The 26,644-nt window shown below is 43.6% G+C and carries 18 protein-coding genes; 16 read left to right on the forward strand and 2 right to left on the reverse strand.

Annotation, left to right across the window (positions count from 1 at the left end; all coding sequences use genetic code 11):
• The first annotated feature begins 3 nt into the window (after nt 1-3).
• The 5 genes from ACS5PU_RS17070 (at nt 4) to ACS5PU_RS17090 (ending at nt 7,098) form a co-directional block, all read left to right on the forward strand.
• Nucleotides 4-2,157 carry a GumC family protein gene (locus ACS5PU_RS17070; protein WP_439460365.1) on the forward strand — a complete coding sequence of 718 codons (2,154 nt, stop codon included), beginning with the start codon at nt 4-6 and terminating at the stop codon, nt 2,155-2,157.
• Nucleotides 2,158-2,166: 9 nt separating this feature from the next.
• Nucleotides 2,167-3,624 carry an O-antigen ligase family protein gene (locus ACS5PU_RS17075; RefSeq protein WP_439460366.1) on the forward strand — a complete coding sequence of 486 codons (1,458 nt, stop codon included), beginning with the start codon at nt 2,167-2,169 and terminating at the stop codon, nt 3,622-3,624.
• The gene (locus tag ACS5PU_RS17080) at nt 3,608-4,807 is read left to right on the forward strand and encodes a glycosyltransferase family 2 protein (protein ID WP_439460367.1); all 1,200 of its coding nucleotides are present in this window, start codon (nt 3,608-3,610) and stop codon (nt 4,805-4,807) included. The genes ACS5PU_RS17075 and ACS5PU_RS17080 overlap by 17 nt, the downstream gene beginning before the upstream one ends.
• A gap of 98 nt (nt 4,808-4,905) precedes the next feature.
• Entirely contained in the window at nt 4,906-6,126 is a 1,221-nt protein-coding gene (locus ACS5PU_RS17085) for a glycosyltransferase (protein WP_439460368.1), read from the forward strand.
• Nucleotides 6,127-6,186: 60 nt separating this feature from the next.
• The gene (locus ACS5PU_RS17090) at nt 6,187-7,098 is read left to right on the forward strand and encodes a glycosyltransferase family 2 protein (protein WP_439460369.1); all 912 of its coding nucleotides are present in this window, start codon (nt 6,187-6,189) and stop codon (nt 7,096-7,098) included.
• 6 nt (nt 7,099-7,104) lie between these two features.
• Here ACS5PU_RS17090 and ACS5PU_RS17095 read toward each other — a convergent pair whose 3' ends face one another.
• Entirely contained in the window at nt 7,105-7,854 is a 750-nt protein-coding gene (locus ACS5PU_RS17095; RefSeq protein WP_439460370.1) for a glycosyltransferase family 2 protein, read from the reverse strand.
• Nucleotides 7,855-7,963: 109 nt separating this feature from the next.
• Between ACS5PU_RS17095 and ACS5PU_RS17100 the strand changes: the two genes are divergently transcribed.
• Together ACS5PU_RS17100 and ACS5PU_RS17105 are read left to right on the forward strand one after the other, a co-directional pair.
• The gene (locus ACS5PU_RS17100) at nt 7,964-9,490 is read left to right on the forward strand and encodes a lipopolysaccharide biosynthesis protein (RefSeq protein WP_439460371.1); all 1,527 of its coding nucleotides are present in this window, start codon (nt 7,964-7,966) and stop codon (nt 9,488-9,490) included.
• The gene (locus ACS5PU_RS17105) at nt 9,487-10,221 is read left to right on the forward strand and encodes a glycosyltransferase family 32 protein (protein ID WP_439460372.1); all 735 of its coding nucleotides are present in this window, start codon (nt 9,487-9,489) and stop codon (nt 10,219-10,221) included. The genes ACS5PU_RS17100 and ACS5PU_RS17105 overlap by 4 nt, the downstream gene beginning before the upstream one ends.
• 11 nt (nt 10,222-10,232) lie before the next feature.
• Here ACS5PU_RS17105 and ACS5PU_RS17110 read toward each other — a convergent pair whose 3' ends face one another.
• On the reverse strand, nt 10,233-12,527 hold the full coding sequence (locus ACS5PU_RS17110; protein WP_439460373.1) for a response regulator: 2,295 nt from the start codon (nt 12,525-12,527) through the stop codon (nt 10,233-10,235).
• A gap of 412 nt (nt 12,528-12,939) precedes the next feature.
• Between ACS5PU_RS17110 and ACS5PU_RS17115 the strand changes: the two genes are divergently transcribed.
• The 9 genes from ACS5PU_RS17115 to ACS5PU_RS17155 all read left to right on the forward strand — a co-directional run bounded on the left by ACS5PU_RS17115 (nt 12,940) and on the right by ACS5PU_RS17155 (nt 26,638).
• Complete coding sequence (locus ACS5PU_RS17115; protein ID WP_439460374.1) at nt 12,940-13,347, forward strand: response regulator transcription factor; 408 nt, start codon at nt 12,940-12,942, stop codon at nt 13,345-13,347.
• On the forward strand, nt 13,344-14,549 hold the full coding sequence (locus tag ACS5PU_RS17120) for a sugar transferase (RefSeq protein WP_439460375.1): 1,206 nt from the start codon (nt 13,344-13,346) through the stop codon (nt 14,547-14,549). The genes ACS5PU_RS17115 and ACS5PU_RS17120 overlap by 4 nt, the downstream gene beginning before the upstream one ends.
• A 189-nt stretch (nt 14,550-14,738) precedes the next feature.
• The gene (locus tag ACS5PU_RS17125) at nt 14,739-19,073 is read left to right on the forward strand and encodes a PAS domain S-box protein (protein ID WP_439460376.1); all 4,335 of its coding nucleotides are present in this window, start codon (nt 14,739-14,741) and stop codon (nt 19,071-19,073) included.
• 117 nt (nt 19,074-19,190) lie between these two features.
• Nucleotides 19,191-20,213 carry an LLM class flavin-dependent oxidoreductase gene (locus ACS5PU_RS17130; protein ID WP_439460377.1) on the forward strand — a complete coding sequence of 341 codons (1,023 nt, stop codon included), beginning with the start codon at nt 19,191-19,193 and terminating at the stop codon, nt 20,211-20,213.
• A gap of 385 nt (nt 20,214-20,598) precedes the next feature.
• Nucleotides 20,599-21,990, forward strand: coding sequence for a mercuric reductase (locus tag ACS5PU_RS17135; RefSeq protein WP_439460378.1), 1,392 nt, complete (start codon nt 20,599-20,601; stop codon nt 21,988-21,990).
• The gene (locus tag ACS5PU_RS17140; protein WP_439460379.1) at nt 21,987-22,946 is read left to right on the forward strand and encodes an ABC transporter ATP-binding protein; all 960 of its coding nucleotides are present in this window, start codon (nt 21,987-21,989) and stop codon (nt 22,944-22,946) included. The genes ACS5PU_RS17135 and ACS5PU_RS17140 overlap by 4 nt, the downstream gene beginning before the upstream one ends.
• Nucleotides 22,939-24,510 (forward strand): ABC transporter permease/substrate-binding protein, encoded by a 1,572-nt coding sequence (locus tag ACS5PU_RS17145; protein WP_439460380.1) that lies wholly within the window; start codon nt 22,939-22,941, stop codon nt 24,508-24,510. Before ACS5PU_RS17140 ends, ACS5PU_RS17145 begins: the two co-directional genes overlap by 8 nt.
• Complete coding sequence (gene egtB, locus ACS5PU_RS17150; RefSeq protein WP_439460381.1) at nt 24,510-25,661, forward strand: ergothioneine biosynthesis protein EgtB; 1,152 nt, start codon at nt 24,510-24,512, stop codon at nt 25,659-25,661. The genes ACS5PU_RS17145 and egtB overlap by 1 nt, the downstream gene beginning before the upstream one ends.
• 8 nt (nt 25,662-25,669) lie before the next feature.
• A complete protein-coding gene (locus ACS5PU_RS17155; protein ID WP_439460382.1) occupies nt 25,670-26,638 on the forward strand; it encodes an L-histidine N(alpha)-methyltransferase in 969 nt (322 codons plus the stop codon).
• The last annotated feature ends 6 nt before the right edge of the window (nt 26,639-26,644 follow it).

Genomic DNA, 26,644 nt, shown 5'->3' on the forward strand with positions numbered 1-26,644 from the left:
CGGATGAACATACAGAAATCCTTAGAAACAATAAAAAGATACAAGTGGATGATCCTTACGGTTTTCATCCTGACCATGGTTGTGGGTTTTTTCTTCCTCAGAAACCTGCCGCACGATTACAGGTCTGAAGCAAAACTTTCAACCGGACTGCTGGATCCCTCCAGACAACTGGCCCCAGATAATGCCAGCTATACAGGGCCTGATGTAATTATAAAGCTTAATCAGCAGTTTTCTACCATCATGGACATCATGAAGATGCCCAAAAACATCAGTTTGCTTTCTTACAGGTTAATATTACACGACCTGAAAGATCAAAAAGCAGCTTTTAGGCCTTGGAGTGAAGAACTAAAGGGCTTAAGTGCCCAGCAGCGTACAGAAGCGATTGCCATTTTTGAAGAACGGCTAAACAGAAAGCAGGTGCTTACACCCTTAGATACGGGTAGGGTAAGGCTTTATCAAATGGTTACCTCTATGGGCTATGATGAAAAGAGCATAGGCAAAAAACTCGATATCAGCCATGAGCAGAACAGTGATTTCATCTCGGTAGCCTTTACCTCCCACAATACACTGCTTTCGGTTTTTGTGGTCAATACGCTTTCAAAAGATTTTATCAATAATTATAGTGTAGAGCAGATCGGTAATAAAAATACCGCAATTGTGGTATTAGATTCGCTGCTTAAAAAGAAGGAAGCGGTAATGAATGACAGGATACGCCAGTTGAAAGACTATAAGATCCGAAATGGCGTACTGAACCTGGATAAGCAGTCGCAGATTGTTTATCAGCAGATTACCGATAACGAAACCCGAAAAAACCAGGCCCTGATTGATAAACAGGCAGCGCAGGCCGCATTGAAGAGTGTTAATGAAAAATTGGCGAGCAGATCCAATGATAAGTACCTCGGTGCTGAAGTGTTAGAAGATAACCGGGCAATCATCAGCATCAAAAATAAGATACAGGCAGCAGAAGATGTTTATTTACGGAATGGATACAAGGCCGCCGATAAAAAAACAGTTGATTCATTGCAGCAGCAGCTCAGCTCTAGGCTCATCAAGTCGAATGACCAGTATGTTAGCGATCCGCTTATTGCCAAACAGAGCTTGGTGCAACGCCGAATCTCTTTGGGAATAGAGATTGAAAGGGCAACAGCAGGGATAAATGATATTGATAGGGAACTGGCCAAGCTCAATGCAAAGTTCAGCGGAATGGTTCCTTTTGATGCGGGCGTACAGGATTTTGAACGCAATGCCGATGTGGCAACGAAAGAATACCTGGAAATCCTGTCCCGCTATAATCAGACAAGTCTGGATAAAAATATTGGTCTACGATTACAGTTGGTGCAGGAAGGCATTCCCACAACACCAGAAAACTCTAAAAAACTAATATTCCTTGCCCTTAGTGCCATTGCCAGTTTAGCCATCTGTTTTTGTACCCTGTTCTTGTTATCGGTTTTAGACCGTTCGATAAATAATGGGGCCGAACTGCGCTCAGCGCTACAGGCAAAACTGATCGGCGAATTGGGATTTATTGATGCCGATCCGAATAATACTACTAAGATATGGACTGAAAGGCAGCCTGAGGGATCGTTTGCGGTGTTTAGGAACCAGCTCCGTACACTGCGTTTTGAGCTGGACAGTTTGCTCTTCAAAAACAACCACAAGGTATTGGGATTAACTGCTGCCAATTCTTCGGCTGGTGATGCCTTTACGGTGATCAACCTGGCTTATGCTTTTGCGGCTATGGGCAAAAATGTTTTACTGATTGGTGGGCAGGAATTGATTTCTACCTTGAAAAAACTGGATATTGCCGCCGATCAGACCATTACTGCGGTACTGCAAGGCACATCTGTTAGCGAAACCAAACCTTTTTCTTTTGTGAAAAATGATTTGGAAGGCCGCTCACTACTTGAAATCAGGGACAGGGCAGGACTTTCTGAAACTTTCGATCATTTAAGGAGCCGTTTTGATCTGATCCTTATCGATTTTGAACCTTTAGAAGAAGGGAAGGGTAACAGGGAATGGATTTCGATGGTAGACCAGTACACCGCTATATTTACCGCAGGTTCGACGCTGAATGAACAGCAGAAAGCAAAACTGGTAGAGTTGAACAGAGATGAAAAGTTTGCCGGCTGGATGATAACAGGGGTAAAACAACCATAGGCAGGCCCAATGCACAATAGGTTAAATGCATATATTCTAGACCATAAAAAAAAGATAGTTTTTTTTATCATCTCACTCTGCCTTTCGGTGTTGGTGGTAGGCTCTACCTATTCGTTTGGATTGCTGGGGCCACTGTCGGTACTGGCCATTGCGGGGCTGGGCATCTTTATGGTCAGCTTGTTCCGCAATCCACGTACAGGGGTTTGGGTATATCTGGTTTATTGTTTTGTGCTGGGTTTTCTGGTAAAATATTTTCTGCAGATCCCGGTAGGTTTGGCACTGGATGGGATATTGCTGTTAACCTGGGCCAGCATACTGGTTCATATGAAAAATTTCGATTGGAGCAGGCTCAGAAACGAACATGTATTATTTTCCCTGGTCTGGTTTGCCATCAGTATTTTGCAGCTTCTAAATCCCTATGGGGGAAGTTTTTTGGGCTGGTTCAATGAACTCCGCTTTGCGGCCCTAAGCTGGCTGCTTGTTGCGCCATTTGTTTTTCTGCTCTTTAACAGGATAGCCGATCTCAACCGCTTTATTACAGGTATTTTGCTGCTTTCACTGGTAGCTACTTTATATGGAATGAAGCAGCTTTATCTGGGGCTTTCGCAGGGCGAACAGATCTGGATGAACGCAGGAAACGCAGGTACACACATCATAAACGGAAAGCTAAGGGTATTTTCAATGTATTCGGATGCAGGCCAGTTCGGTGCCTCTCAAGCCATTATGGCGGTTATCGCCCTCACATTGGCCGCTGGACCGTTCAGCTTTGTAAAAAAAGTAACCTTTGCCTTTTTTGCACTCGTTTTTCTGTATGGCATGGCCATATCCGGAACAAGGGGGGCGCTGTTTGCATTGGCGGCAGGACTTGTGGCCTCACTTTTTTTAAGCAGAAATTTTGCGGTACTCGTGGTGGGCATGATTTTTTGCGCAGCTGGGTTTGGGCTGTTGAAATATACGGATATTGGAGACCATATTTTCCAGGTGCACCGCTTGCGTACTGCGCTCGATCCAAAGGATGCCTCATTGGCCGTTAGGCTGGAAAACCAACATAAACTGAGTTACCTGCTTGATGAACTGCCCTTTGGCGCAGGCCTTGGCATGAGCGGGATGAACGGTACCACTTATAATGCAGACCGGCCGATAGCCAATATACCACCCGATAGCTACTGGGTGAAAGTTTGGGTAATGTACGGTGTGGTGGGGCTAAGCATTTGGTTTGCGCTAACCTGTTATATTATAGGGAAATGCGGGGGCATTGCCTGGAAAATCCGCGACCCAAAATTAAGGGTCAAAATGATAGCGCTCACCGCTGGCACCGTAGCCTGTTTTATCTGCAGCTATGGCAACGAGGTGATGAACGGCATGCCTTCGTCGGTAATTATGTTTATGTCTTGGGCTTTTATTTTTATCGCACCGGGACTCGATAGGCAGCAAATACAACTGGAAACTGATGGAACTGATATATAACATTACACATGTGCTGCTCTGGATACTGGCAATTTACCTGTCGTTCAACTGCTTGTACCTAGCTTTTTTTGCAGTAGCAGGGCTCTTCCCATTAGCCAGTGCCAAAAAGGATTCGGAAAGTTATAAGAAAATAGCAGTACTGTTTCCAACCTACCGGGCCGATGAGGTGATTATGGACAGCGTAAAATCAGCACTTGCGCATACCTATCAAGGAGAATTTGCAACTATTGTAATCGCAGATGGCTTAAAGCAGGAAACTTGTGCACAGCTGAGGGCACAAGGGGCAGAAGTGATAGAGGTGTTTTTTGAAAAAAGTACCAAGGGGAAAGCACTTCTTGAAGCCATGGAAAATTTAAAGCACAGGGGCTTCGATATTGCTTTTGTGCTTGATGTAGATAACCTGATGGGCGCAGATTGCTTGAACTGTGTCAATAGTGCCGCTCAACAGGGCCATAAGGTGATCCAGCTGCACCGCACGGCAAAAAACCTCGATAGCAGTTTTGCGTTTCTGGATGCCTGCAATGAAGAAGTGAATAACCGGATTTACCGGAAAGGGCAGGCGGTAATGGGCTTTTCTCCAGCATTAATCGGTTCGGGGATTGCATTTGATTTTGCCTATTTTCACTCCCTGTTAAAAAATATAGGAGAAACCTTGGGTGAGGACAAGAAAATGGATTTTTTGATAGCTGCCGACCGTTCAGCGGTTCTCTATCTTGATGATGTATTTGTTTATGATGAGAAAGTGGGCGATGCAGCGGTTTTTACTGCACAAAGAACCCGGTGGATAGCATCACAGATCGAATTTATAAAGGAGTATGCCACCGAAGGGTTAGTTAAACTGTTTAAGGGCAATATTGGTTTTTTCAATAAAACTTTGCAAACCCTGCTCATGCCCCGTATTTTATTGCTTGGATTACTTTTTGTTATGGCAGCACAATCATTTTTTAATCCACTTGGGCCTGGGAAAGGCTTATGGCTCCTTTTGTTCAGTGCAATCTGTCTGACCTTATTGATCTCGGTACCCGGACGCTTTTACAGGGACAAGAGGCTTTACATCGCTGTGCTGCAAATACCAAGGGCAATGATCGGGATGCTTATCGCCCTGCTGAGTATCGGGAAGGTAAAACGATCGAATATGGCCACGCCGCACCAGCATACCACTTTTTCAAAACCTAAAACCTAACATTATGCCAATATTGTTACTACTCATTATCGGTGCTGTTGCTGGAATTTTTGGCTTTATCAGGGGAATGAAAACACCAAACCAAAAAACATAAGCCAATGTCTATTTTAAAGAACAGGGATATCATCATTGTAGGGCAACAGCCTTGGGATACTACCATTGGCAGCAATTGTAAAGATCTGGCGGTGGAGTTTAGCAAGCACAACCGCGTGCTGTATGTGAATGCGCCTTTAGACCGGAAAACCAGTTTGCTGCAGCGCAGTACAGCAGGTGTAAAAAAGAGGTTGCATATTATTGCAGGCAAAGAAGAAGCCCTGGAGAAAATATCTGCCAACCTGTGGGTGTATTATCCGCGTGTGCTGGTAGAATCGGTTAACTGGGTAAGGTTCAATAGCTTGTTCAGGTGGTTGAATAAGATCAATAATGTAAGGTTTGCAAAATCAATTAAGGATGCGGTTAAGGAACTGGGTTTTGAAAACTTCATTTTATTTAACGATAATGATATTTTTAGAAGTTATCATTTAAAAGAACTGTTAAATCCAGCCGTAAGCATTTATTACTCCAGAGATAATGTGGTGGCCACGCCATATTGGAAACGCCATGGCAGTTACATGGAGCCTGAACTGATCGGCAAAAGCGATTTATGCGTGGCCAACTCTGTATACCTGGCCAATTATTGCCGGAAATATAACCCTAATGCCTTTTATGTAGGCCAAGGCTGTGACCTCACACTTTTTAACAGCAGCGATACCTTAGCGGTGCCCCAAGACCTTTCATCCATTAAAAAGCCGGTTTTAGGATATGTGGGTGCACTGCTATCCATAAGGCTCGATGAAAATATCCTGTTATATCTGGCAAAGCAGCGGCCAGACTGGAATATTGTATTGGTAGGACCGCAGGATGAAGACTTTAGTAGGAGCGAGCTTCATAAACTGAATAATGTATATTTTTTGGGTCCCAAAAGCCCTGATGCGCTGGCTTCTTATATCAAAGGTTTTGACGTTTGCCTTAATCCTCAGGTAATCAATCCGCTTACCATCGGAAATTATCCCCGTAAAATTGATGAGTACCTGGCCATGGGCAAGCCGACCCTAGCCACTAAAACCGAAGCGATGGATATATTTAAAGATCACGTTTATCTTGCCGATACCAAAGAAGATTATCTGCAGTTGGCAGAAAAAGCACTTGCTGAGGATCATCCGGATCTCGCCCAAGAGCGGATCAAGTTTGCTGCTACGCATACCTGGGAGGCCAATGCCCAGGAAATATACAAAATGATAAATAAGATCGAAGGAGGTTTGATCATTTCAGGGGAGTAATTCCAATAAAACAGTAGCTGTATCCCAAATTGTTCAACATACCGTAAATTTAAGCCAACTATGCCCTTAACCTCTATTATAACTGTTAATTTCCATCAGGAAGAAGTAACTATCGATTTGCTTAAGTCGATAGCAAGCGCTTATCATGGCGGAAACGTAGAAGTTATATTGGTCGATAACGGGGCAGATAAGGATCAGGGTGATATCTTTAGCCCGTACTTTGAAAATATCAAATATATCCGTTCAGGCGAAAACCTTGGCTTTGCCGGTGGCAACAATCTGGGCATCAAGCAGGCCTCTGGAGATTATATCCTCCTGTTGAACAACGATACCGAAATACCTGCAGGATGTGTAGAAGCCATGCAGACGGAACTCGATAGCAATGAAAAAATTGGCCTGATATCGCCGCTGTTACTTTATTTTGATCAGAATGATCTGGTTCAGTATGCAGGCTTTACGCCTTTAAACTATTTTACCGGCAGAAATGCCTACATCGGCCAGTTTGAGCGAAACAGCGGGCAATTTACGCAGACCTACAAAACTGCCTTTTGCCATGGTGCAGCGGTAATGTGCCGCAAGCACGATCTGTTGAACGCAGGACTAATGGATGAAAATTATTTTCTGTACTACGAGGAACTCGATTGGTGTGAGAAATTCAAACGGATAAGTAAAGAAATCTGGTTTACCGGAAAAACGCATGTTTATCATAAAGAATCGGTCAGCGTAGGGAAGGAAAGCCCAATTAAGGTATATTTTATGACCAGAAACAGGATGCTCTTTATCAGAAAAAATACCGGATGGGCAACCAACTTGCTGTTCTCGCTGTATTTTTGTCTTATCGCCTGTCCTAAAGCGGTACTTTCTTATTATGCACATGGTAGGGCTGATCTGGCCAAGTGGGTGCTCAAAGGGCTTTGGTGGAATTTCACGCACAAGCGCAGCAGTGCAGATTTGGGCATGGTATTGCCCTAAAAGTTTTTACCTTAATCTTTTCAATGTAGCAGAAACGGCATATCTGGCCAGCAGAAATGTTGATCTCAAATAACCGATGCCCTCACTTTTCCTAAAAATATTCCAGGTATATCCTATAGCCTGGAGTTTATTGGAAGATACCGAGTTTTTTCTAACCCTGTAGAAAGCCAGGGTTTCATTGATGCCATAACCAGTACCGTTTTTTTTCAATATCTGGAGCAGGAAAATCCAGTCTTCGTGCCCGGCCTGGCCGAACTGCAATTCGCCTATGGCCGCCTTTAATATCATGGAGGTTGAAAAAATTACCACATTATGGGCCAGCAGGCTGTTATAAACAACTGTAGCAGGAACAGGGATCTGCGCGGAAATAACCTTTCCTTCCTCATTAATCCTTTTATAGCTGCAGAAGGTTAAGGGCAATCCTTTTTCTTCCATAAAGCTTATTTGACGGGACAGCTTATCCTTGAACCAGATATCATCACTGTCTAAAAATGCAATGTATTTTCCCCTTGCCGCTGCCATGCCAATATTGCGGGCGTTTGATACCCCACCGTTTTCTTTTAAAGAGATCAGGTGTATGCCAGTGTGCTGCTCAGCATACACTTCTACAATTTTGCAGGTGTCATCAGTAGAGCGGTCATCCACAACAATCAGCTCCCAGTTTTTATATTCCTGGCTAACAACTGATTCAAGGGTTGCGCTGATAAAGGAAGCGGAATTATAGCAGGGGGTAACAATTGATACGAGTGGCTCCAAGCTGACGGGGGATTAAATATTTTGATAGGCCAAAATAACTAAAATTTTGGATAATGCATTTCAGCGCCGGTTAAATTGAAATAAAACCCTTACTTTAGGGCAGCTAGTTATGGATAGAAGACGTTTTGTAGTTAACCTGGTCTCCAATTTTTTCAGTGCGCTCTCTGGTGTGGGCATTTCCTTCTTTCTTACACCTTACATTGTAGAACATCTGGGCAGGGAAGCTTACGGATTCTTTCCACTGTCCAATAACTTTGTGATGTATGCCGGCATTATCACCACCGCATTGAACTCCATGTCCAGCCGATATATTACCATCAGCTTGGAAAAAAAGGATATCAAGGAAGTAAATGTGTATTTCAACTCTATCCTGTTTGGCAATATTGCCATTTCAGTAGGTTTTATTGCTTTAAGTGCCCTGTTTTGTCTATTCATCAATAATGTACTCGATATTCCGGGAGGCCTTTTAGAAGATGTGAGACTGCTTTTTGTGTTTATCTTCTTCAGCCTCGTTATCAATGTGTCCTCGGCTGTTTTTTCGGTGGCTGCATTTGCGCTCAATAGGTTCGATAGGCTTGCGTACATCAACATCATATCCAATGCGGTAAAACTCTGCGCAGTTGTGCTGCTGTTTTACTTTTTTAAGCCCAAAATCTATTTCCTGGGTGTGGTAACCGCACTTACGGCGGTGTATATGCTGTATGCCAATTACAGGCTGACCAAAAAACTGCTTCCGGAGGTGGTGATCGATAAGTCGTTTTTTTCTTGGAAAGCACTTTCGCTGGTTGCTGGCTTTGGTATGTGGAATTCAATTATCGCGCTCTCCAATGTAATCAATACCCAGTTAGATCTCTTAATCGCAAACCATTTTTTTGGAGCCTCTGGCATGGGTTTTCTCTCGCTCACCAAGTTTATCCCCAATGCCATTTATATCCTATTGGGAATTGTGGTACCTATATTTTTGCCCGAAATGCTGAAAGCTTATGCTCAGGATGATATGGTAAAGCTAAAGAAAACACTTGACTTATCATTCAAAGCTATTTTTCTGGTTGTGCTCTTGCCTTTGGCGGTGTTTTTTGTGTATGGAGGAGATTTTTTCAGGCTTTGGTTGCCTACACAAGATGCAGAGGCTTTACATCTGCTTTCAGTTATTACCCTTTTGCCTTTTATTGTACATGGAACAGTGGAAACAGTGCATCATGTTTTTGTGATTACCAACAAGTTAAAGGTAGCATCGATTTGGGGCATTTTTATTTCGGTATTAAACTTTGTGCTGGTAATATTGCTCTGCCTCTACAGCAGTTTAGGTATTTATGCTATTCCACTTGCAGCAGCCATAAGCGGTGTATTCAGTCACCTTACATTTACCCCGCTCTATGCAGCACACTGCTTAAAAGAGAAAAAGAGTTATTTTTTTTTAAAGATCATCAAAGGCCTGATTGGTTTTACCGTGCTTATTGCAGTAACCTACTGCTGGAAAAAAGCAGATCTGATAGCAGTGGGTTCTTGGGCCACATTTATTTTAAACTGTGCCATCATCGGTACTGTGCTGCTCATTATTACCCTGCCAGTACAGTTTAACCGTGCAACACTGATGGAGGGGTATAAAAGGATATTCAAAAAAGGAAAGATATGATACCAAAAATAATCCATTATTGTTGGTTTGGCAGGGGAGAGATGTCTGAACTTGTTCAAAGATGCCTGAGATCATGGGAAAAATATCTTCCCGGCTACCAGATTGTGGAATGGAACGAAGATAATTTTGATGTGAACATGTACCAGTATAGTGCAGAAGCCTACCGGGAGCGTAAATTTGCCTTTGTTTCAGATGTTTGCCGTTTGTATGCACTGAAAAGCATGGGCGGTATTTACTTCGATACGGACGTGGAGCTGCTGCGTTCTTTTGACGTGCAAATGCTCGATAGTGTTGCTTTTACAGGCTTTGAGGGTAATTTACTGCTTACTTCAGCAGTTATGGGAAGTGTAAAAGATAGTTCTTGGATAAATGACCTAATAACTTATTATGATGGAAGGAGTTTTTACTTAACGAACGGAAAACCGGATACAAAACCTAATACGGAAAGTATTACCGCGTTTATGAAAGTAAAAAAAGGACTGCGCCTGAACAACTCATACCAACAGCTTGATGGATATTGCACTATTTATCCCAGTGCATTTTTCAGTCCTAAAAGCTGGAAAACCCTAAAAATCAATATCACAGCAGATACCTATTGCATACATCATTTTGCAGCCTCCTGGATTTCAGATCAGGGAGACAGCGTTATTGGCAGGTTATCTAACCGTTTGCTTGGCAAAAGGATTTCTGATTTCCTCTCTGGTCTATACAGAAAGTTACTGCGCCGATAATCCTAACCCATTTATTTTGGGTTTCTGATGGCAATTTCTGCATTAAGCTCGGCCATTACCTGCCCAAGTACATGGTTTACTTCTTCTATCATCCTGTCTAGCTCAGCAGCTGGGGTGTTTTCATCACCCACCGCCTCAATTTCTCTGATGGTACGCTGAAGCGGAATAATGGCAAGATGATCAATGGTGGACTTGAGTTTGTGTGCCAGTTTGGAAACCTGTTGCATATCGCCGGCTGAGTGGGCCTGGTTTAGTTCTGCTAAAGAACCGGGCATCTGTCCGCAGAACATTTCGATCATTTTGGTCACAAAATCTTCCCGTCCCTTGCTAATTTCCCTCAGCCCATCCAGATTATACAAAGGTAGGTTGGGTTCAGGGGCAACAAGTGGCAATGGGGCAGCCTTTTTTTGGATCCAGTTGTCAACCATGCTGATAAGCAGCTCCTCATTAATGGGCTTAGTGATGTAGTCATCCATTCCGGCCGCCAAACATTTCTCCCGTTCGCCCTCTATGGCAGAGGCGGTAAGCGCAATAATTGCTCCCGCATAGCCCTTTTTTCTGAGGGCTTTGGTCGTATCATAACCGTTAAGTATTGGCATTTGGATATCCATCAGGATGAGATCGTAAACCTCATCTTCCAACATCTTAAGTGCTATTTCCCCATTTTCAGCAATAATTACCTGTGGGCCATAGCTAAGCAAAATGGTACTGGCTACCAGTCGGTTCATTTCATTGTCATCCACAATAAGAATCTTGCGTCCGGCAAATAAATCTTCATGATGAACAACCCTTGTTTCTGCAGGCATATCGGCAGCCTGTCCTTTCTGCAGTTTTACCACAAAGGAAATTTCAGAGCCCACATTTTTTTCGCTCTTTACCTTAAAGTAGCCACCCATCTGCGCAACCAGTTTCTGCGAGATGCTCATGCCCAGTCCGGTGCCACCATATTGGCGCGTTACCGATTCATATTCCTGACTGAAATTGTCGAAAAGGCGGCTTTGAAATTCTGTATCCATTCCTATCCCGGTGTCTTTTACCAATACTTCGATCTCCTGAAAGTCCGCTGTATCTTCCAGCACAATAGCTGTTAACAGTACTGATCCTTTTTCGGTAAATTTAATGGCATTGGTCATCAGGTTGAGTACCACTTGGGTAATCCGGTAGGGATCTCCCATTAGCACAGGCGATATTGCATTGCCAGTTGGCGGAAGATAGCTGAGTTCCAGTCCCCGTTTTACCGCTTTATGGGTAATTACCTGCATTACCTCGGTAAACACCATGGGTAGGCTGAAACCAATATGCTCGAGATTGAGTTTTCCGGCATCAATTTTAGAGAGGTCCAAAATATCATCAATAATTACCAAAAGGCTTTTCGAAGCTGTTTGTACAGTCTGTAGATAGTAATCCTGTTCTTCGGTCAGTAAGGTTTTGGAAAGCAAACCCGCCATGCTGATAATGGCGTTCATTGGTGTTCTGATTTCGTGGCTCATGTTGGCCAGAAACATCGCCTTGATACCGGCTGTACGCTCGGCATCTTTTTTGGCTGTTATAAGCTCCTGTTCAAAGCTTTTATGTGCACTCACATCAAAACATATACTCGCCCAGCCAATATTTTCATCTTTTTGGTCGTAGTTTACCGTTCGGCCCGCCAGCCATAACCTTTGGTTGCCCTGTGCATCGGTAAATACGATCTCATGCAGTCCGGCATCAGTTCCACCGGTCAGCTCCCGCACATAATCTTGCTGGAAAAAATCGTTATCAAACAACAGTCCGGGTATTTGGCCGCTCATTTCTGCCAGATGATAGCCCGACATGCTGCAAAACCGGTCGTTGGCATAGCGTATCCTGCCATCGGAATCCATTTCTACAAAACCAAAACCCATATCTCCAATCACTTTGTCGAAATTACGGGTGTTGGGCAATAGCGCAACATCCAATAGCCCTGTGTTCTGAACCTGGAGAATAACCTCGCTTTTCTGCCCATCCAGTTTTTCTGCATCCAGACTGTAATTTCTCCCGGCGAAAAACAACAGTTTGTTTTCGGTTAATTTTTCCCAGCTTCCATAAACCTTTCCGCCATTTTGTTTAGGCCTGATGAACGTTTGCTGCTCCGTTTCCCCAAGTCTGGTAAAGTCCAGATCATCAGAATCAAAATACTCAAAAAGATTTTTATCCAGGCAATCTGCGCTGATAGCCTTCAGTTTATTGCCCGTTTGCAATATCTTCAGGTCTGTATCCAGCAGGAGAAAATAGGGAAAAAGCCTATTTAACTGGGTGGGGTCGAGGGCTAAAAAAAAAGTGTTCATCAAGGTAAAGGTAAATATAGGCTAAATGTATAAAAAAAAATACATCCTTAAAACAGGTGGTTGAGGGGTATTATTCTTTAATATCTGATAGTATGGTATCTGCAAGGATACACATGGGTATGTCTGACTTAAATTAATGCGTTTATTATATTGTGTTTCAGGTTAGTGTTATCACTAATTTATCATTCTTTACAAGCAAATGGAAAATAATAAGGAAGTAAAGCGATTTTTTTTTTATAATTGTACAACGACATTGATATCATCAAATTTAGACTACTGATTTTGGTTTTCTGTTTTGAATATGGATTGGCTAGGGCAATGTATAAGGGTAAAACATTTCCGCAGGGACTGTTAGGCCATTATCTTTTTCCGTGCCGGTTCTATGGCTATCATGCGTAAGTAGACGTCCCCTATGATGACCCAGAATAATAATCCTAAAACTCGTTTACTCCTGGTTGAGGATGACGAATTTATGCAAGCAGTACTTGAAGAGATCCTTACCGCAAACTATCAGATCGATATCAGGCCAGACGGATTAAGTGCACTAACTTTTCTGCAGAGCGGAAATATTCCCGATCTGATCATATCTGACCTAAATACACCGAATATGAACGGACTTGAACTGATAGAGCAGCTAAAAGTTAGCGATTTCTTTCATTCCCTGCCCATTATGATCCTTTCAGGAGAAGAGAGTTCGGATAAAAGGATCAAGTGTCTTGATGCCGGGGCAGATGATTTTGTGGTTAAGCCTTTTAATCCGGCTGAACTCGAAGCCAGGATCAAAATGGTATTGAGGCGCGCAGGTAAAAATCTTTCATGATGGAAAATGCAGCGAGGAAGGAAGGGACGAACAATCCCAGAATTGCCCTTGTAGGATTTGAAGAGGGGTATGCACACATTGATTTCAGTAGGTGTAATTTTGGGGATATACAGCTCGCCCATTTTGAAAACGGGCTGAAGCTTGTACAGGAATGGACCGATAAAGAGTTGGATATCGCAGCCATCATTTCCAACAGCGAAATCCTATCAGATGGAGGACTATCTTTGCTCGAAACCCTTAAAAGGCGACAGATGCCAAGGGTTCCCTTTTTTTTAGTGGTAAGATATTTTAATCCCAATTTACGGGTGCTTGCCCTAAGCTCGGGTGTTTCTGATGTTTTCAGATTGCCCGTGAATACGCAGCGCCTTGAAAAAAGAGTGCAGTTTATTGTCCGCAACTGGACCCCTTTAAACAAAGAGGTAGAACTGGCCAATAGGCCGGCATACCAGATCGGGATGGCCAAGCGGCTCTTTGATCTGTTTTTTGCCAGCTTTGCCCTTATTTTATTGTTGCCGCTACTTGTGCTGGTGGCTTTTGCAGTATGGATTGAATCGAGGGGACCTGTATTTTATTATTCTTTAAGAACCGGTACAGGCTTTAGGGTGTTCCGATTTTATAAATTCAGGTCGATGTATGTAAATGCCGATCAGAAGGTTAAAGATCTTATGCACCTGAACCAATATGGCGCCGAACAGGAAAAAACAGCTATACCCAAGCTTGAATTTGGTCTTTGCAGTTCCTGCACCGCGCTAGGGAAATGCCAGTATCCGGTTTATGCTGATGGAGCACAGTGGTGTGAGAAAGACGACGTGTACAGGAGCTCACAAAAAAACGGATCTGCATTTTTCAAGCTCGCCAACGATCCGAGGGTAACCAAGGTTGGTAACTTTATCCGCAATACCAGTATAGATGAGCTTCCACAGCTGTGGAATGTAATAAAAGGGGACATGAGTATTGTAGGGAACAGGCCGCTTCCAATTTATGAGGCCGAGAAACTCACTACCGATAGGTACGTGCTGAGGTTTGCCGCACCCGCAGGTATTACAGGTTTATGGCAGGTAGAAAAACGTGGCAGGGGGGAAATGAGCGAGGAAGAGCGCTTGGTGCTCGATAATACCTATGCATTGAAGCAGAGTTTCTGGAACGACATCAGGCTGATCTTAAAAACCGTACCCGCACTTTTCCAAAAAGAAAATGTTTAGTGTATATTCCCTATGCAAAAATATAGGAAATTTACTATGGCACTCGTCTGCCTGTCCTGAAAAAAAACACCGCCCTTCCAAAAAAAAGAAAATCAGTTATGGTTTAGCTACCTTTTTTTTCCGATCTTAACAGCATCCGCGGTTATTTGAACTTAGGATTCGGTGGTTGCTGGATAAAATATAGTGTAAATGCAGAAAGATCTAAAAACAGGCATAAGGAGATCCTATATCTATGAAATTATAGAGGGGGACAGCGAAGGTGATTTTAATAGGCTCAATGAGATGGCCGCTTTGATCTGTGATAGTGGGATATCACTGATTACTTTCTCTGATGGCAACGGACTGCAGCACAAGGCCGTTATTGGCCTGAGCGAAGCTGAAGTGCCGGCTATCTTGCCATTGTGTGCCTACCCGTTTAATACAGGCGAGATTTTTGCCGTGGAGGATATCCTGCTTGATAACCGTTTTAAAGATTATACCCCATCCGCTGGAGCAATACAGATAAGGTCGTACGCAGGCTACCCGCTAAAAGATAGCGATGGGACAGTTCTGGGCTCGTTATCGGTAATGGATACCCTTCCAAAAAAGATCACGGCCTCACAGCAAAGGCAGTTATCGCTGCTTGCCGGGGAGATCGAATTTCTCATCCATGTACGCATTAAAAAATCAGAAAACAGGAATATCCGATTGCTTTTTGAGCATTCAGACGATCTGATCTGTATTTTGGATAAAGACTTAAAATTTAAGCGGACGAACCCGCGCTTTGTTACAAAACTGGGCTGGAAAGATCAGGAACTGAAAAAGAAAACGCTTTTGGATATTGTACCGGAGGAAGGACTGGAGGAGGCAAAAAACATCTGGCAAAGACTTAAAAACCGGGAGCAGGTAGAAGATCCAACCCATCAGATAGCCATAAAAGAGGGCGGACACAGGATGATAGAATGGACCGCCACGGTTGAGGAACTGGGCGGTGATGTGTTTGCCATTGGCAGGGATGTAACCGCAGAGATGGAGAAAAACCATGCGCTGCGGGTGAGTGAGCAGAAGCTGAAAGCTTTTTTTGAAAGCTCTCAGGGACTGATGTGTACCCACGATATTATGGGAAACCTGATCTCACTAAACCCTGCGGGCGCAAGATCTTTGGGCTACCGCCGAACAGAACTGGCGAATAAAAGCCTTTTCGATATCATCCCCGAAGAAAGACATAATTTCTTGCGCCAATACCTGCTTGATATTACCCAAAAAGGCCATTCAACAGGTTATATGATCATTAAACGCAAATCAGGAGAAGAACGTTTGTGGTTGTATTCAAATATCCTGCAAAAAGACCTTCAGGGTGAGCCATATATAGTGGGCAATGCAGTTGATATTACAGACCAAAAAAAGCTGGAAATGGATCTCACCCACACCAAAGATCAGCTGGAGGAAACCAGTGGCCTGGCCATGATAGGGGGATGGGAACTCAATGTGAGCAACAATCAGCTTCATTGGTCAAAAATTACACGTGAAATCCATGGCGTACCAGATGGATTTATACCCACAGTAGATAATGCCATAGCCTTTTATAAGCCAGGGGCCGATAGAGATAAAATCCTGAATGCAATAGATGAATGTATGCGTACAGGAACAGAATGGGATGAGGAGTTACAGATCACCGCTTTTGATGGCCGCGAAATATGGGTAAGGGCTATTGGCAAAGCCGAAATGGTAAATCAGGTGCCAAAACGCATTTATGGCACCATTCAGAATATTGATGAACAGAAACGTGCACAGCTTGCCGTTATCGAATCTAAAAAACTCTTGGATGAAGTGCTCTCAGCAGCCACTGGTGTAAGTATTATTGCTACAGATCTGGATGGCACGATTACGGTGTTCAATAAAGGTTCAGAACGCATGCTGGGCTATACCGCAGAAGAAATGGTGGGCAAACAAACGCCCATCATGTTCCACGATGAAAAGGAAATTTCAGAAATCTGTAGCGATTTTAGTAACAGCGCAGGGAAAGAAGTATCAGGTTTTGGTTTTTACGCACAGTGTGCAGATAGCCCGGAGCGCGAAAGGGTTTTTACCTTTATTACCAAAACATCCAAGCGGGTGAGGGTATCACTGTCTATTACTTCAATAAAGAACAGCGGTGGCGATACCATTGGTTATTTGGGCATATCGGTTGATATTACCCAAAAAGAGGCTTTCCAAAAAGAGCTTGCAATGGAGAAAGCGCTGTTATTGGCCTTTATCGAAAATGCTCCGGCATCGGTAGCCATGGTTGATAACGATATGAAGTTTTTGATTGCAAGCAGGACATGGATAAAAGCCTATACAAAAATCGAAGGCAGTATTAAGGGCATGTCTTATTACGATCTGTTTCCTGATCTTTCCCAAGCGCGCAAAGATGTACATAAGGAGGTGTTGAAGGGGAGAACAGTCAAAAAAGATGAAGATGTTTATATAGATCCCGAAGACAAAGGCTCTCACCATATTGCATGGGAAATGACCCCATGGTACCATTCCGATACAGCTATCGGCGGGATGATGATTTTTACGCACGATATTTCTGCAAGCGTTCAACATAGGCAGGAGTTAACAGCGGCAAGGTTGCGTGCAGATGTGGCCAATTTTGCCAAGTCGGAGTTTTTGGCCAATATGAGCCACGAAATCCGGACGCCCCTTAACGGCGTAATCGGTTTTACCGACCTGGTATTAAAAACACAGCTGAACAGTACACAACAGCAGTATCTAAAAATTGTACACCAATCAGCAAATGCCTTGCTCGGGATCATCAACGATATCCTTGATTTCTCTAAAATAGAGGCCGGCAAGTTTGAACTTGATGTAGACCGGTGCGATCTGTATGAACTTGCCTGGCAGGCGAGCGATATTACCAATTACCAGGTGCATACCAAAAACCTGGAGATGCTGTTGAACCTTCATCCAGATTTACCAAGGTTTATATGGGCAGATGCGCTCAGATTGAAGCAGGTGCTGATTAACTTATTGGGAAATGCGGCGAAATTTACGGCAGAAGGAGAAATTGAGCTGAAGATCGAATCTCTGCAAAACGAGGGCGAAGAACATCTGCTAAGGTTCTCTGTCCGCGATACCGGCATTGGGATTGCCAAAGCTAAACAGGTAAAGATTTTTGAGGCTTTCTCTCAGGAAGATTCTTCAACAACCAAAAAATATGGGGGAACAGGCCTTGGGCTTACCATTTCCAATAAACTGTTGAACATGATGAACAGCCGCCTACACCTGGAGAGCGAACCGGGTGTTGGAAGTACCTTTTACTTCGATGTTAAGCTGCCTACCGAAAAGGGCGGACAGGTTGAATGGCTGGGTATGGAAAATATTAACCGGGTGCTGATTGTAGATGACAATGTGAACAACAGGCAGATCCTAACTGATATGCTTGCCCTGAAAAATATTGACTCGGTACAAGCTGCGAATGGTTTTGAAGCCCTGCAGCTACTGGCCACCGGAGAGGTTTATGATGCGGTTTTATTGGATTACCATATGCAGTATATGGATGGACTGGAAACAGCGGCCAAGATTAGGGAGAATTTTTCTTTCGATGCCGGAGAAATTCCAATCATTCTGCTGCACAGCTCTGCAGATGATGGAAAGATTATTAAAGCCTGTAACGACCTTCATATCGACAACAGGTTGATCAAACCGATCAAGATGAACGATCTGTACCTTGCCCTTACTAGGATAAGAACAAGGGAGGCCACCAATCAAAGCGCCCAGCATGCTACCGTTTCGTCCTCAAAGGAAAGTTTGGCCTACCGGTTTTTGATTATCGAGGATAATGCGGTAAACAGGTTCCTTACCCGTTCATTGTTGGAAGGAATATATCCTAAAAGCATAGTAACCGAGGCCGAGAATGGAGCTATTGGGTTCCGTCTTTTTCAGGAAGGAACTTTCGACCTTATTTTTATGGATATACAGATGCCTGAAATGAATGGATATGAGTGTGCCAGGAAAATAAGGTCGGTAGAGACAGGTTCAAGGATTCCCATCATTGCCCTTACAGCGGCAAATGTTATGGGCGAAAGAGAGAAAAGCCTTGCTGCGGGTATGGATGATTTTATAACGAAACCGGTTATGGAAGAACATATCGCGCTTATAACAGATAAATGGCTGGTGCGACCTGTGGATACTTTTGAAGATGAAACAGAGGCAGATGGGATAAGCCGTCCGCATTTTGATATCAGTAAATTAATGCTGTATTTTCAGGGAGATAGTGCAAAACTACGCAGGATTATTGGGATAACCATCGATCAGCTGCGTGCTGCCCTAATAGAGCTTGACGGTGAAATTGGGCCTGCAGATTGCGAGCGCATACTTTCGCTGGCACACAGGCTTTACGGAATGTCTACCTCTGCCGGGCTTGAAAACCTAGCAGGAATCAGCGGAAGACTGCAGAATACCGCCTGTTCTGATTTCAATACCTTTTATGGCCTTATAGCCGAGCTGAAGGAGGGGATTACATCAGCGCTGCCAATATTGGAGGTGTACATCCAGTAAGTGATTTTTTTTGGTAATTAACGCAAATGCCCAGTGGGCGCGTTATTTCCGTTATGACTGGGCTGTGACCCGAGTGATATAGGCATATCCTTAAATTTGAACTCAAATAGCAATTAGATGAAGAAAATAGGATTTTTATCATTTGGGCATTGGTCCGACCATCCAACATACCTTACACGTAGTGGAGGCGATACCTTACTGCAATCTATCGATTTAGCTGTTGCGGCTGAAGAAATAGGATTGGATGGTGCGTACTTTCGTGTTCACCATTTTGCAAGGCAATTGGCCTCGCCATTTCCACTGCTTGCAGCAATAGGGGCGAAAACAAATACTATCGAAATCGGAACCGGCGTAATTGATATGCGCTATGAAAACCCGCTATATATGGTAGAAGATGCCGGCGCTGCCGACCTGATAGCTGGTGGACGATTGCAATTGGGCATTAGCCGCGGTTCTCCAGAGCAGGTAATTGAAGGCTGGAGATACTTTGGTTATGCACCAGAAGCTGGTGAAACCGATGCCGATATGGGCCGACGCCATGCTATGGAGTTTCTGGATAAATTAAAAGGTAATGGATTTGCTGAGCCTAATCCTTATCCAATGTTTCCCAATCCACCGGGTCTCTTGCGCTTAGAACCCTATTCAGAAGGGTTGCGGGAACGGATTTGGTGGGGAGCAGCCTCTAATGCCACCGCCATTTGGGCAGCAGAAAACGGCATGAACCTGCAAAGCTCTACCTTAAAATTCGACGAAAGTGGCAAACCTTTCCATATCCAGCAGGCTGAGCAGATCAGGTTATATAAAGAAGCCTGGAAAAAATCAGGGCATGAGCGCGAAGCAAGGGTTTCGGTAAGCCGTTCTATTTTTGCCTTGGTGAACGATCAGGATAGGTATTATTTTGGCCAGCAGGGAAAAGGAGATGACAGTTTTGGTTATATCGAAGCCGATAAACGGGCGGTATTTGGCCGGAGCTACGCTGCTGAGCCCGATCAGCTTATTAAAGAACTGGCTATGGATGAAGCGATACAGGAAGCCGATACACTGCTGCTTACTATACCCAATACCCTGGGCGTAGATTACAATATACACGTACTATCTGCCATTCTGGAACATGTTGCGCCTGCACTGGGCTGGAAGTAAATCAACGGATAACCAAATCCGCTGGACTGAAAATTAATAATGCGATGCGTAGCCTAAAGAATATCAGGCTACGCATTTTGCTTTACTGTTTTTATTACGTGTTTGCCTAGTTTCTACAAAAGGCTTTATTAAGCATTCTATAAAAAGAATCTTATTATTTATTGAACAAGGATTGAAATAGCCAAATCGCGCTAAAATTCAATACATAAAAAGCTGCCAAACATGAATTAATGGTCCATTTGGTGGCTTTCATGATTTTACACCAGGCGGGTAGTACAGCGCGTATGCTTTCTTCAATCTAGCTTCATATTTTTTAATAAACCGCGAACATTGTGCATAGATATTGGTTAGATTAGTAGTAAATACTGGTTTACACAAGCAGGATATGAAACATTATGATGCAATAGTAATTGGCGCGGGCCAAGCAGGCGTGCCGCTGGCTAAAAAACTGGCTATGGCCGGTAAAAAGACAGCTTTAATTGAAAAAAGGTTAATCGGAGGAACCTGCATCAACGATGGTTGTACCCCCACCAAAGCTATGGTAGCTTCGGCCAGGCTTGCTTATCAGTCGCGTAAATCATCAGCCCTTGGCGTAACTATACCCGGCGAAATTAAAGTGGATCTGAAAGCCATAATGACCCGAAAGAACCTGATTGTAAAGCAGTTTAGGGAAGGGGCCGAAAAGGGGATTGCCGAAACTAAAGGACTGGATTTGTACGAAGGTGAAGCAAAGTTTACTGCCGAAAAAGAAATTATCATTTATTCAAAGAAAGGAAAGGAAGAACGGATTTCGGGAACCTGGATTTTCATTAACACAGGTGCAAGTCCTGCAGTTCCAGATATCCCTGGCCTGGAAGAGGTACCCTATCTCAATTCTACCACGATCATGGAAATTAAAGAAATACCCGAACACCTGATTGTTGTAGGCGGCGGTTATATTGCGCTGGAATTTGGGCAGATGTTCAGGCGTTTTGGCAGTCAGGTAACCATTCTGGAAAAGTCAGACAGGTTATTGGCCCATGAAGACGAAGATATTTCGGCTTCAATTAAAGATATTCTGGAAAAAGAAGAAATTAAGATATTAACGGATACGGAGATCGGTCAGATTAAAAAGGTAGGTGGGAAACATATCGAGGTGGAAATAAAACACGGTGGAAAGCCCATCAAGCTTAAAGGTTCCCACCTTTTAATTGCCGCCGGACGCAAACCACAAACAGAAAAGCTCAATCTGGAAAAATGTGGGGTAAAATTAAATGGCAAAGGCTATATCGCGGTAAATGGGCAGTTGGAAACCAATATAAAAGGGATATATGCGCTAGGAGATGTAAACGGAGGCCCCGCTTTTACGCATATTGCTTATAACGATTATACCATTGTTTACCGCAATTTAATAGAAGGAACAGACTATAATACTGCTGACCGGCCTATTCCTTACTGCATGTTTACCGATCCGCAGCTTGCACGTGTAGGGATTTCAGAAAATCAGGCGAAAGCCCAAAACCTGCAGTATAAAGTGGCCGTATTGCCCATGACCTCGGTTGCAAGGGGCATAGAAACAGGTGAAACACTAGGACTGATGAAAGCAATAGTGGATGTAAAAAGTAAAAAGATTTTGGGCGCAGCCATTATTGGTGCCGAAGGAGGCGAAGTGATGTCAGTTTTACAGATGGCTATGGAAGGCGGAATCACTTTCGACCGTATCCGCTATTGTGTTTTTGCACATCCAACCTATTCAGAATCGCTTAATAACCTATTTATGAAAATACAAGATTTATGATCGGGCTTAACAAGGTAAGTAAATCTTATGGTGCCACCCAAGCCGTTTCAGAGGTTAGCATCAACATTGAAGCGCAAGAAAAGCTTATCCTTTTAGGCACAAGCGGCTGCGGAAAAACAACCTTGCTTAAAATGATCAACCGGCTTATTGAGCCCGATAGCGGTGAAATAACGGTTTCGGGACAGGATATCCGTCAGCAGCCTGTAGAGGTTTTGCGAAAAGGCATAGGTTATGTACTGCAGCACAATGGCCTTTTTCCACACTACACCGTAGAAGAAAATATTGCAATAGTGCCCAAATTATTGAAATGGGACAAAAATAAAACTTCGGACCGCGTACGTCAGCTGGTCGAAAAACTCCATCTTCCACAAAACAGTTTAGGCTTATATCCACACGAACTAAGCGGTGGGCAGCAGCAGCGGGTAGGCTTAGCCAGGGCATTGGCTTCCGATCCTCCGATATTATTGATGGATGAGCCATTCGGCGCACTTGATAACGTAACCAGGATGCATATTCAGCAGGAATTTAAGCACTTGGAAGAGTTTAAGCGCAAAACAGTGGTTATGGTTACGCACGATGTTCAGGAGGCTTTCGATCTCGGAGACCGTATCTGCCTGATGGACCGCGGAAGGGTTGTACAGATTGGAACACCAAGAGAGCTGCTTTACCGTCCGGTTAACGACTTTGCTAGATCATTTTTCGATAACCAGCGTTTACAGCTTGCTTTCAGGGTGGTCAAAATCAATGATATATGGGATGCTTTTGAGCAGGTAGATCATCCATCCGGAACTTGTTTGTCGGCAGATCATAATGTTTGGGAAACGATGGAAGCCTTTCAGAAAGAACACGTTACCGAACTGTATTTTCAGGATGGAAAGGGGAAATGCAAACGCACAAATGCCGATCAGTTGAGCCTGGCCTTTAACCAATACCAAAAAAATAAAGCTGATGAATGAGCAGGAACTAAGTTTATGGCAGTTCATGTCGATGGAATCGGATAAACTGCTTAACCAAACCTTACAGCATATTGGTCTAACTTTTATATCACTGGTTCTTGCCGTACTGGTAGGCCTGCCATTGGGAATATTTATTGCGAGGAAAAAAATATTCGCTGGCCCGGTTTTGGGTATTGCCGGTGTGCTGCAAACAGTGCCGAGTATAGCCCTGCTGGGATTTATGATCCCCGTTTTAGGCATTGGCGCCAAACCTGCAATTGTGGCGCTATTTATTTATGCCCTTTTGCCCATTATCCGCAATACCTATACCGGTATAACTGGGATTAATGCCGATATTACAGAAGCTGCAAGGGCTTTGGGCATGAGCAAAATCCAAGTCCTGTTAAAAGTCGAACTCCCACTGGCCATGCCGGTTATCCTCGCCGGTATCCGAACCGCAACAGTAATCAATGTTGGCGTAGCCACCCTGGCATCTTTCATTGCTGCTGGCGGACTGGGCGAATTTATTTTTGGTGGCATATCGCTTAATAATACCAACATGATCCTGGCAGGCGCTGTACCGGCTGCTTTGCTGGCAGTTGTTCTGGATAGCTTACTTTCGCTCGTACAACGCCTAAGCAGCAAAAAGTTGCGTAAAGTAATGTCGGTTTTTCCTTTCCTCGTTTTACTATTGAGCGCTTTTTACCTAATTCCAAGTGCTTATGGTTCGGGTTTAAAGGCAGGTTTTACACCCGAATTTATGGGAAGGCCAGATGGCGATCTGGGGCTAAAATCAGTGTACGGTTTAAAAATCAATACAGTGGTAATCAGTGATGCGGTGATGTATAAAGCAGCATTTGAAAAGGAACTGGACATCATCAGCGGGTATTCTACTGATGGCCGGTTGAAAGCCTTTGGACTCAAAATCCTTAAAGATGACCGGGGGATATTTCCTCCATATTACGCCGCGCCGATTGTGAGCACAGCTGCATTGCAGAAATTTCCGGAATTGGAAAAAACACTGAACCTTTTGGCCGGTAAAATAAACGATTCGGTTATGACCGATCTTAACTACCGCACCGATTACCTGCACCAAACACCTGCACGGGTTGCAAAAGATTTTTTAGTGAAGAATGGACTTTATCAATCTCCCAAACCGGCCAGTGGTAGTACCGTACGGATTGGTTCAAAAATTTTTGGAGAGCAGTATATATTGGCAGAAATCTACAGTTTACTGATTAGGGGGAACACCAGTTATCAGGTAGAAACCAAAACAGGCCTGGGCGGCACCAAAATCTGTTTCGATGCCTTAACAAACGATCAGATTGATTTTTATCCCGAATATACCGGCACCGGCCTACTGGCGATCTTAAAACCTGATAGCCATATTGTTGCTAAGATAACGCCAGATAAGGACAAAACCTACTACTATGTTCAGCAGGAATTTTTGAAAAGATACCGCATTAAATGGTTAAAGCCGATCGGTTTCAACAATGCCTACGCTTTAATGATGCGGCAAAAACAATCGGCAGAACTGAATGTTAATACCATAACAGAACTTAAGAACCATCTCGATAAAAATTAATGAACTTTGCTGAAATATACCTTGGCATCCGCAAACAGTCTGAGCAGATCTGCGCGCCATTACAGCCTGAAGATTATGTAGTACAGCCCATTGCAGATGTAAGTCCACCTAAATGGCATTTGGGGCATACTACCTGGTTTTTTGAAACCTTTATCCTATTGCCATATTCGCCATTTTATAATGTGTTTAATGCCGATTATAATTTCGTATTCAACAGCTACTACGAATCTGTTGGCAAGCGTGTAATCCGAACGGATAGAGGGAACTTAAGCCGGCCTAGTGTTAATGATATTTATGCCTACCGCAGCTATGTAGATGAAGCCATGTTAAATTTATTGGCTACCGATATAAGCGAAGAAATGCTTGAGGTGTTACTTTTGGGCTTTAACCACGAGCAACAGCACCAAGAATTGCTTTTAACCGATATTAAATACATTCTTGGGCACAATCCACTTTTTCCTATTTATGCCGAAGATTATGTTGAACATACCAAAATCACTCCGGTGCCAAACCCAATGCTGCATGTGGCAGAAGGTTTATATGCCATTGGGCATGAGGGCGGAGGCTTTTGCTTCGATAACGAACTTGGCAGGCATCAGGTTTATGTAAATGAATTTTCGATTAGCAGCACGCTGGTAAGCAACAGCGAGTACCAAGCCTTTATAGCAGATGGGGGCTATCAGGACTTTAGGCATTGGCATGCCGAAGGCTGGGAATGGGTAAATAATTTCAATATTACCGCCCCAATGTATTGGTACAAACTTGATGGCCAGTGGTTACATTACACCTTGGCCGGTTTAAAACCTTTGCAAACCGATGCCCCGGTAAGCCATGTAAGTTATTACGAAGCTTATGCTTTTGCCAGTTGGAAAAGCATGCGCCTGCCTACCGAATTTGAATGGGAAGTGGCCGCCCAAAAAATGGATTGGGGCGAACGCTGGGAGTGGACCGAAAGTGCCTATTTACCTTATCCCGGTTTTAACAAAGCGCCAGGCGCGCTTGGCGAGTATAACGGAAAATTTATGGTTAACCAAAAGGTTTTAAGGGGAGCATCAGTGGCTACGCCGGCTGGTCATGGCCGTATCAGTTATAGAAATTTCTTTCACCCGCATTTAAGATGGCAATATACAGGTATCCGTCTGGCTAGATAAACAACATTATGATCCTAACAGCAAACACCACCACCACCAATGCCCAGTTCCTTAGTGATACGTTAAGCGGATTGAGTGCTGAGCCTAAATTCATGTCGTCAAAATACTTTTACGATGAACGTGGCGACCATATATTCCAACAGATAATGGATATGGAAGAATATTATCTCACCGGTGCAGAAATGGAGATTATGAAATACCAGGCCGGCAACCTAGCCAATGTAATCTCAGCTGATTCTACACCCTTTGATCTGATCGAACTTGGTGCCGGCGATGCAACAAAATCTGTTCATTTATTGAAAGCCCTCATCGATAAAGGTGTAGATTTTAAATATTTTCCAATCGATATTTCTGAAAACGTAATTGCATTGCTGGAAAATAGCCTTCCGCAGCAGGTTCCGGCATTGGATTTTGAAGGGTTAAACGGCGATTATTTTGAGATGCTGGAAGATGTTACCCAAAAATCACAGCGTAAAAAAGTACTTCTTTTTATGGGCGCTAATATTGGCAACATGGATATAGCAGGTGCCCAAGCGTTTTGCCGCAAGTTAGGCCACAGTTTAGCTCCTGATGATTTATTGGTGATTGGTTTCGACCTTAAGAAAAGCCCTCGACAGATTTTGGCTGCCTATAACGATAAACAGGGCATTACCCGAAAATTTAACCTTAACCTGTTAACCCGTATCAACCGCGAACTTAATGCTGATTTTGACCTGGAGCATTTTGACCATTATGCCACCTACGATCCTGAAAGCGGAGCCTGCAAGAGTTATCTGGTAAGCCTTAGTAACCAGGCCGTTAATATCGGTTCGTCGCGTATTCCGTTTGCAAAGCACGAATGCATTTTTATGGAAATTTCGCAGAAATACTCACTAATTGATATTGAACAATTGGCTAAAGACTCGGGCTTTAAAGTGCAACAATATTTCACCGATCAGCATCAATATTTTGTGGATGCAGTTTGGAAAGTAGATTAATGTTTT

Source organism: Pedobacter sp. GSP4 (assembly GCF_051857575.1).
GTDB lineage: Bacteria > Bacteroidota > Bacteroidia > Sphingobacteriales > Sphingobacteriaceae > Pedobacter.

What these genes read in the sequence shown, in the direction of transcription:
- ACS5PU_RS17070 (WP_439460365.1), top strand. Translation starts at nt 4, where the DNA reads ATGAACATACAGAAATCCTTAGAAACAATAAAAAGATACAAGTGGATG.
- ACS5PU_RS17075 (WP_439460366.1), top strand. Translation starts at nt 2,167, where the DNA reads ATGCACAATAGGTTAAATGCATATATTCTAGACCATAAAAAAAAGATA.
- ACS5PU_RS17080 (WP_439460367.1), top strand. Translation starts at nt 3,608, where the DNA reads ATGGAACTGATATATAACATTACACATGTGCTGCTCTGGATACTGGCA.
- ACS5PU_RS17085 (WP_439460368.1), top strand. Translation starts at nt 4,906, where the DNA reads ATGTCTATTTTAAAGAACAGGGATATCATCATTGTAGGGCAACAGCCT.
- ACS5PU_RS17090 (WP_439460369.1), top strand. Translation starts at nt 6,187, where the DNA reads ATGCCCTTAACCTCTATTATAACTGTTAATTTCCATCAGGAAGAAGTA.
- ACS5PU_RS17100 (WP_439460371.1), top strand. Translation starts at nt 7,964, where the DNA reads ATGGATAGAAGACGTTTTGTAGTTAACCTGGTCTCCAATTTTTTCAGT.
- ACS5PU_RS17105 (WP_439460372.1), top strand. Translation starts at nt 9,487, where the DNA reads ATGATACCAAAAATAATCCATTATTGTTGGTTTGGCAGGGGAGAGATG.
- ACS5PU_RS17110 (WP_439460373.1), bottom strand. Translation starts at nt 12,527, where the DNA reads ATGAACACTTTTTTTTTAGCCCTCGACCCCACCCAGTTAAATAGGCTT.
- ACS5PU_RS17115 (WP_439460374.1), top strand. Translation starts at nt 12,940, where the DNA reads ATGATGACCCAGAATAATAATCCTAAAACTCGTTTACTCCTGGTTGAG.
- ACS5PU_RS17120 (WP_439460375.1), top strand. Translation starts at nt 13,344, where the DNA reads ATGATGGAAAATGCAGCGAGGAAGGAAGGGACGAACAATCCCAGAATT.
- ACS5PU_RS17125 (WP_439460376.1), top strand. Translation starts at nt 14,739, where the DNA reads ATGCAGAAAGATCTAAAAACAGGCATAAGGAGATCCTATATCTATGAA.
- ACS5PU_RS17130 (WP_439460377.1), top strand. Translation starts at nt 19,191, where the DNA reads ATGAAGAAAATAGGATTTTTATCATTTGGGCATTGGTCCGACCATCCA.
- ACS5PU_RS17135 (WP_439460378.1), top strand. Translation starts at nt 20,599, where the DNA reads ATGAAACATTATGATGCAATAGTAATTGGCGCGGGCCAAGCAGGCGTG.
- ACS5PU_RS17140 (WP_439460379.1), top strand. Translation starts at nt 21,987, where the DNA reads ATGATCGGGCTTAACAAGGTAAGTAAATCTTATGGTGCCACCCAAGCC.
- ACS5PU_RS17145 (WP_439460380.1), top strand. Translation starts at nt 22,939, where the DNA reads ATGAATGAGCAGGAACTAAGTTTATGGCAGTTCATGTCGATGGAATCG.
- egtB (WP_439460381.1), top strand. Translation starts at nt 24,510, where the DNA reads ATGAACTTTGCTGAAATATACCTTGGCATCCGCAAACAGTCTGAGCAG.
- ACS5PU_RS17155 (WP_439460382.1), top strand. Translation starts at nt 25,670, where the DNA reads ATGATCCTAACAGCAAACACCACCACCACCAATGCCCAGTTCCTTAGT.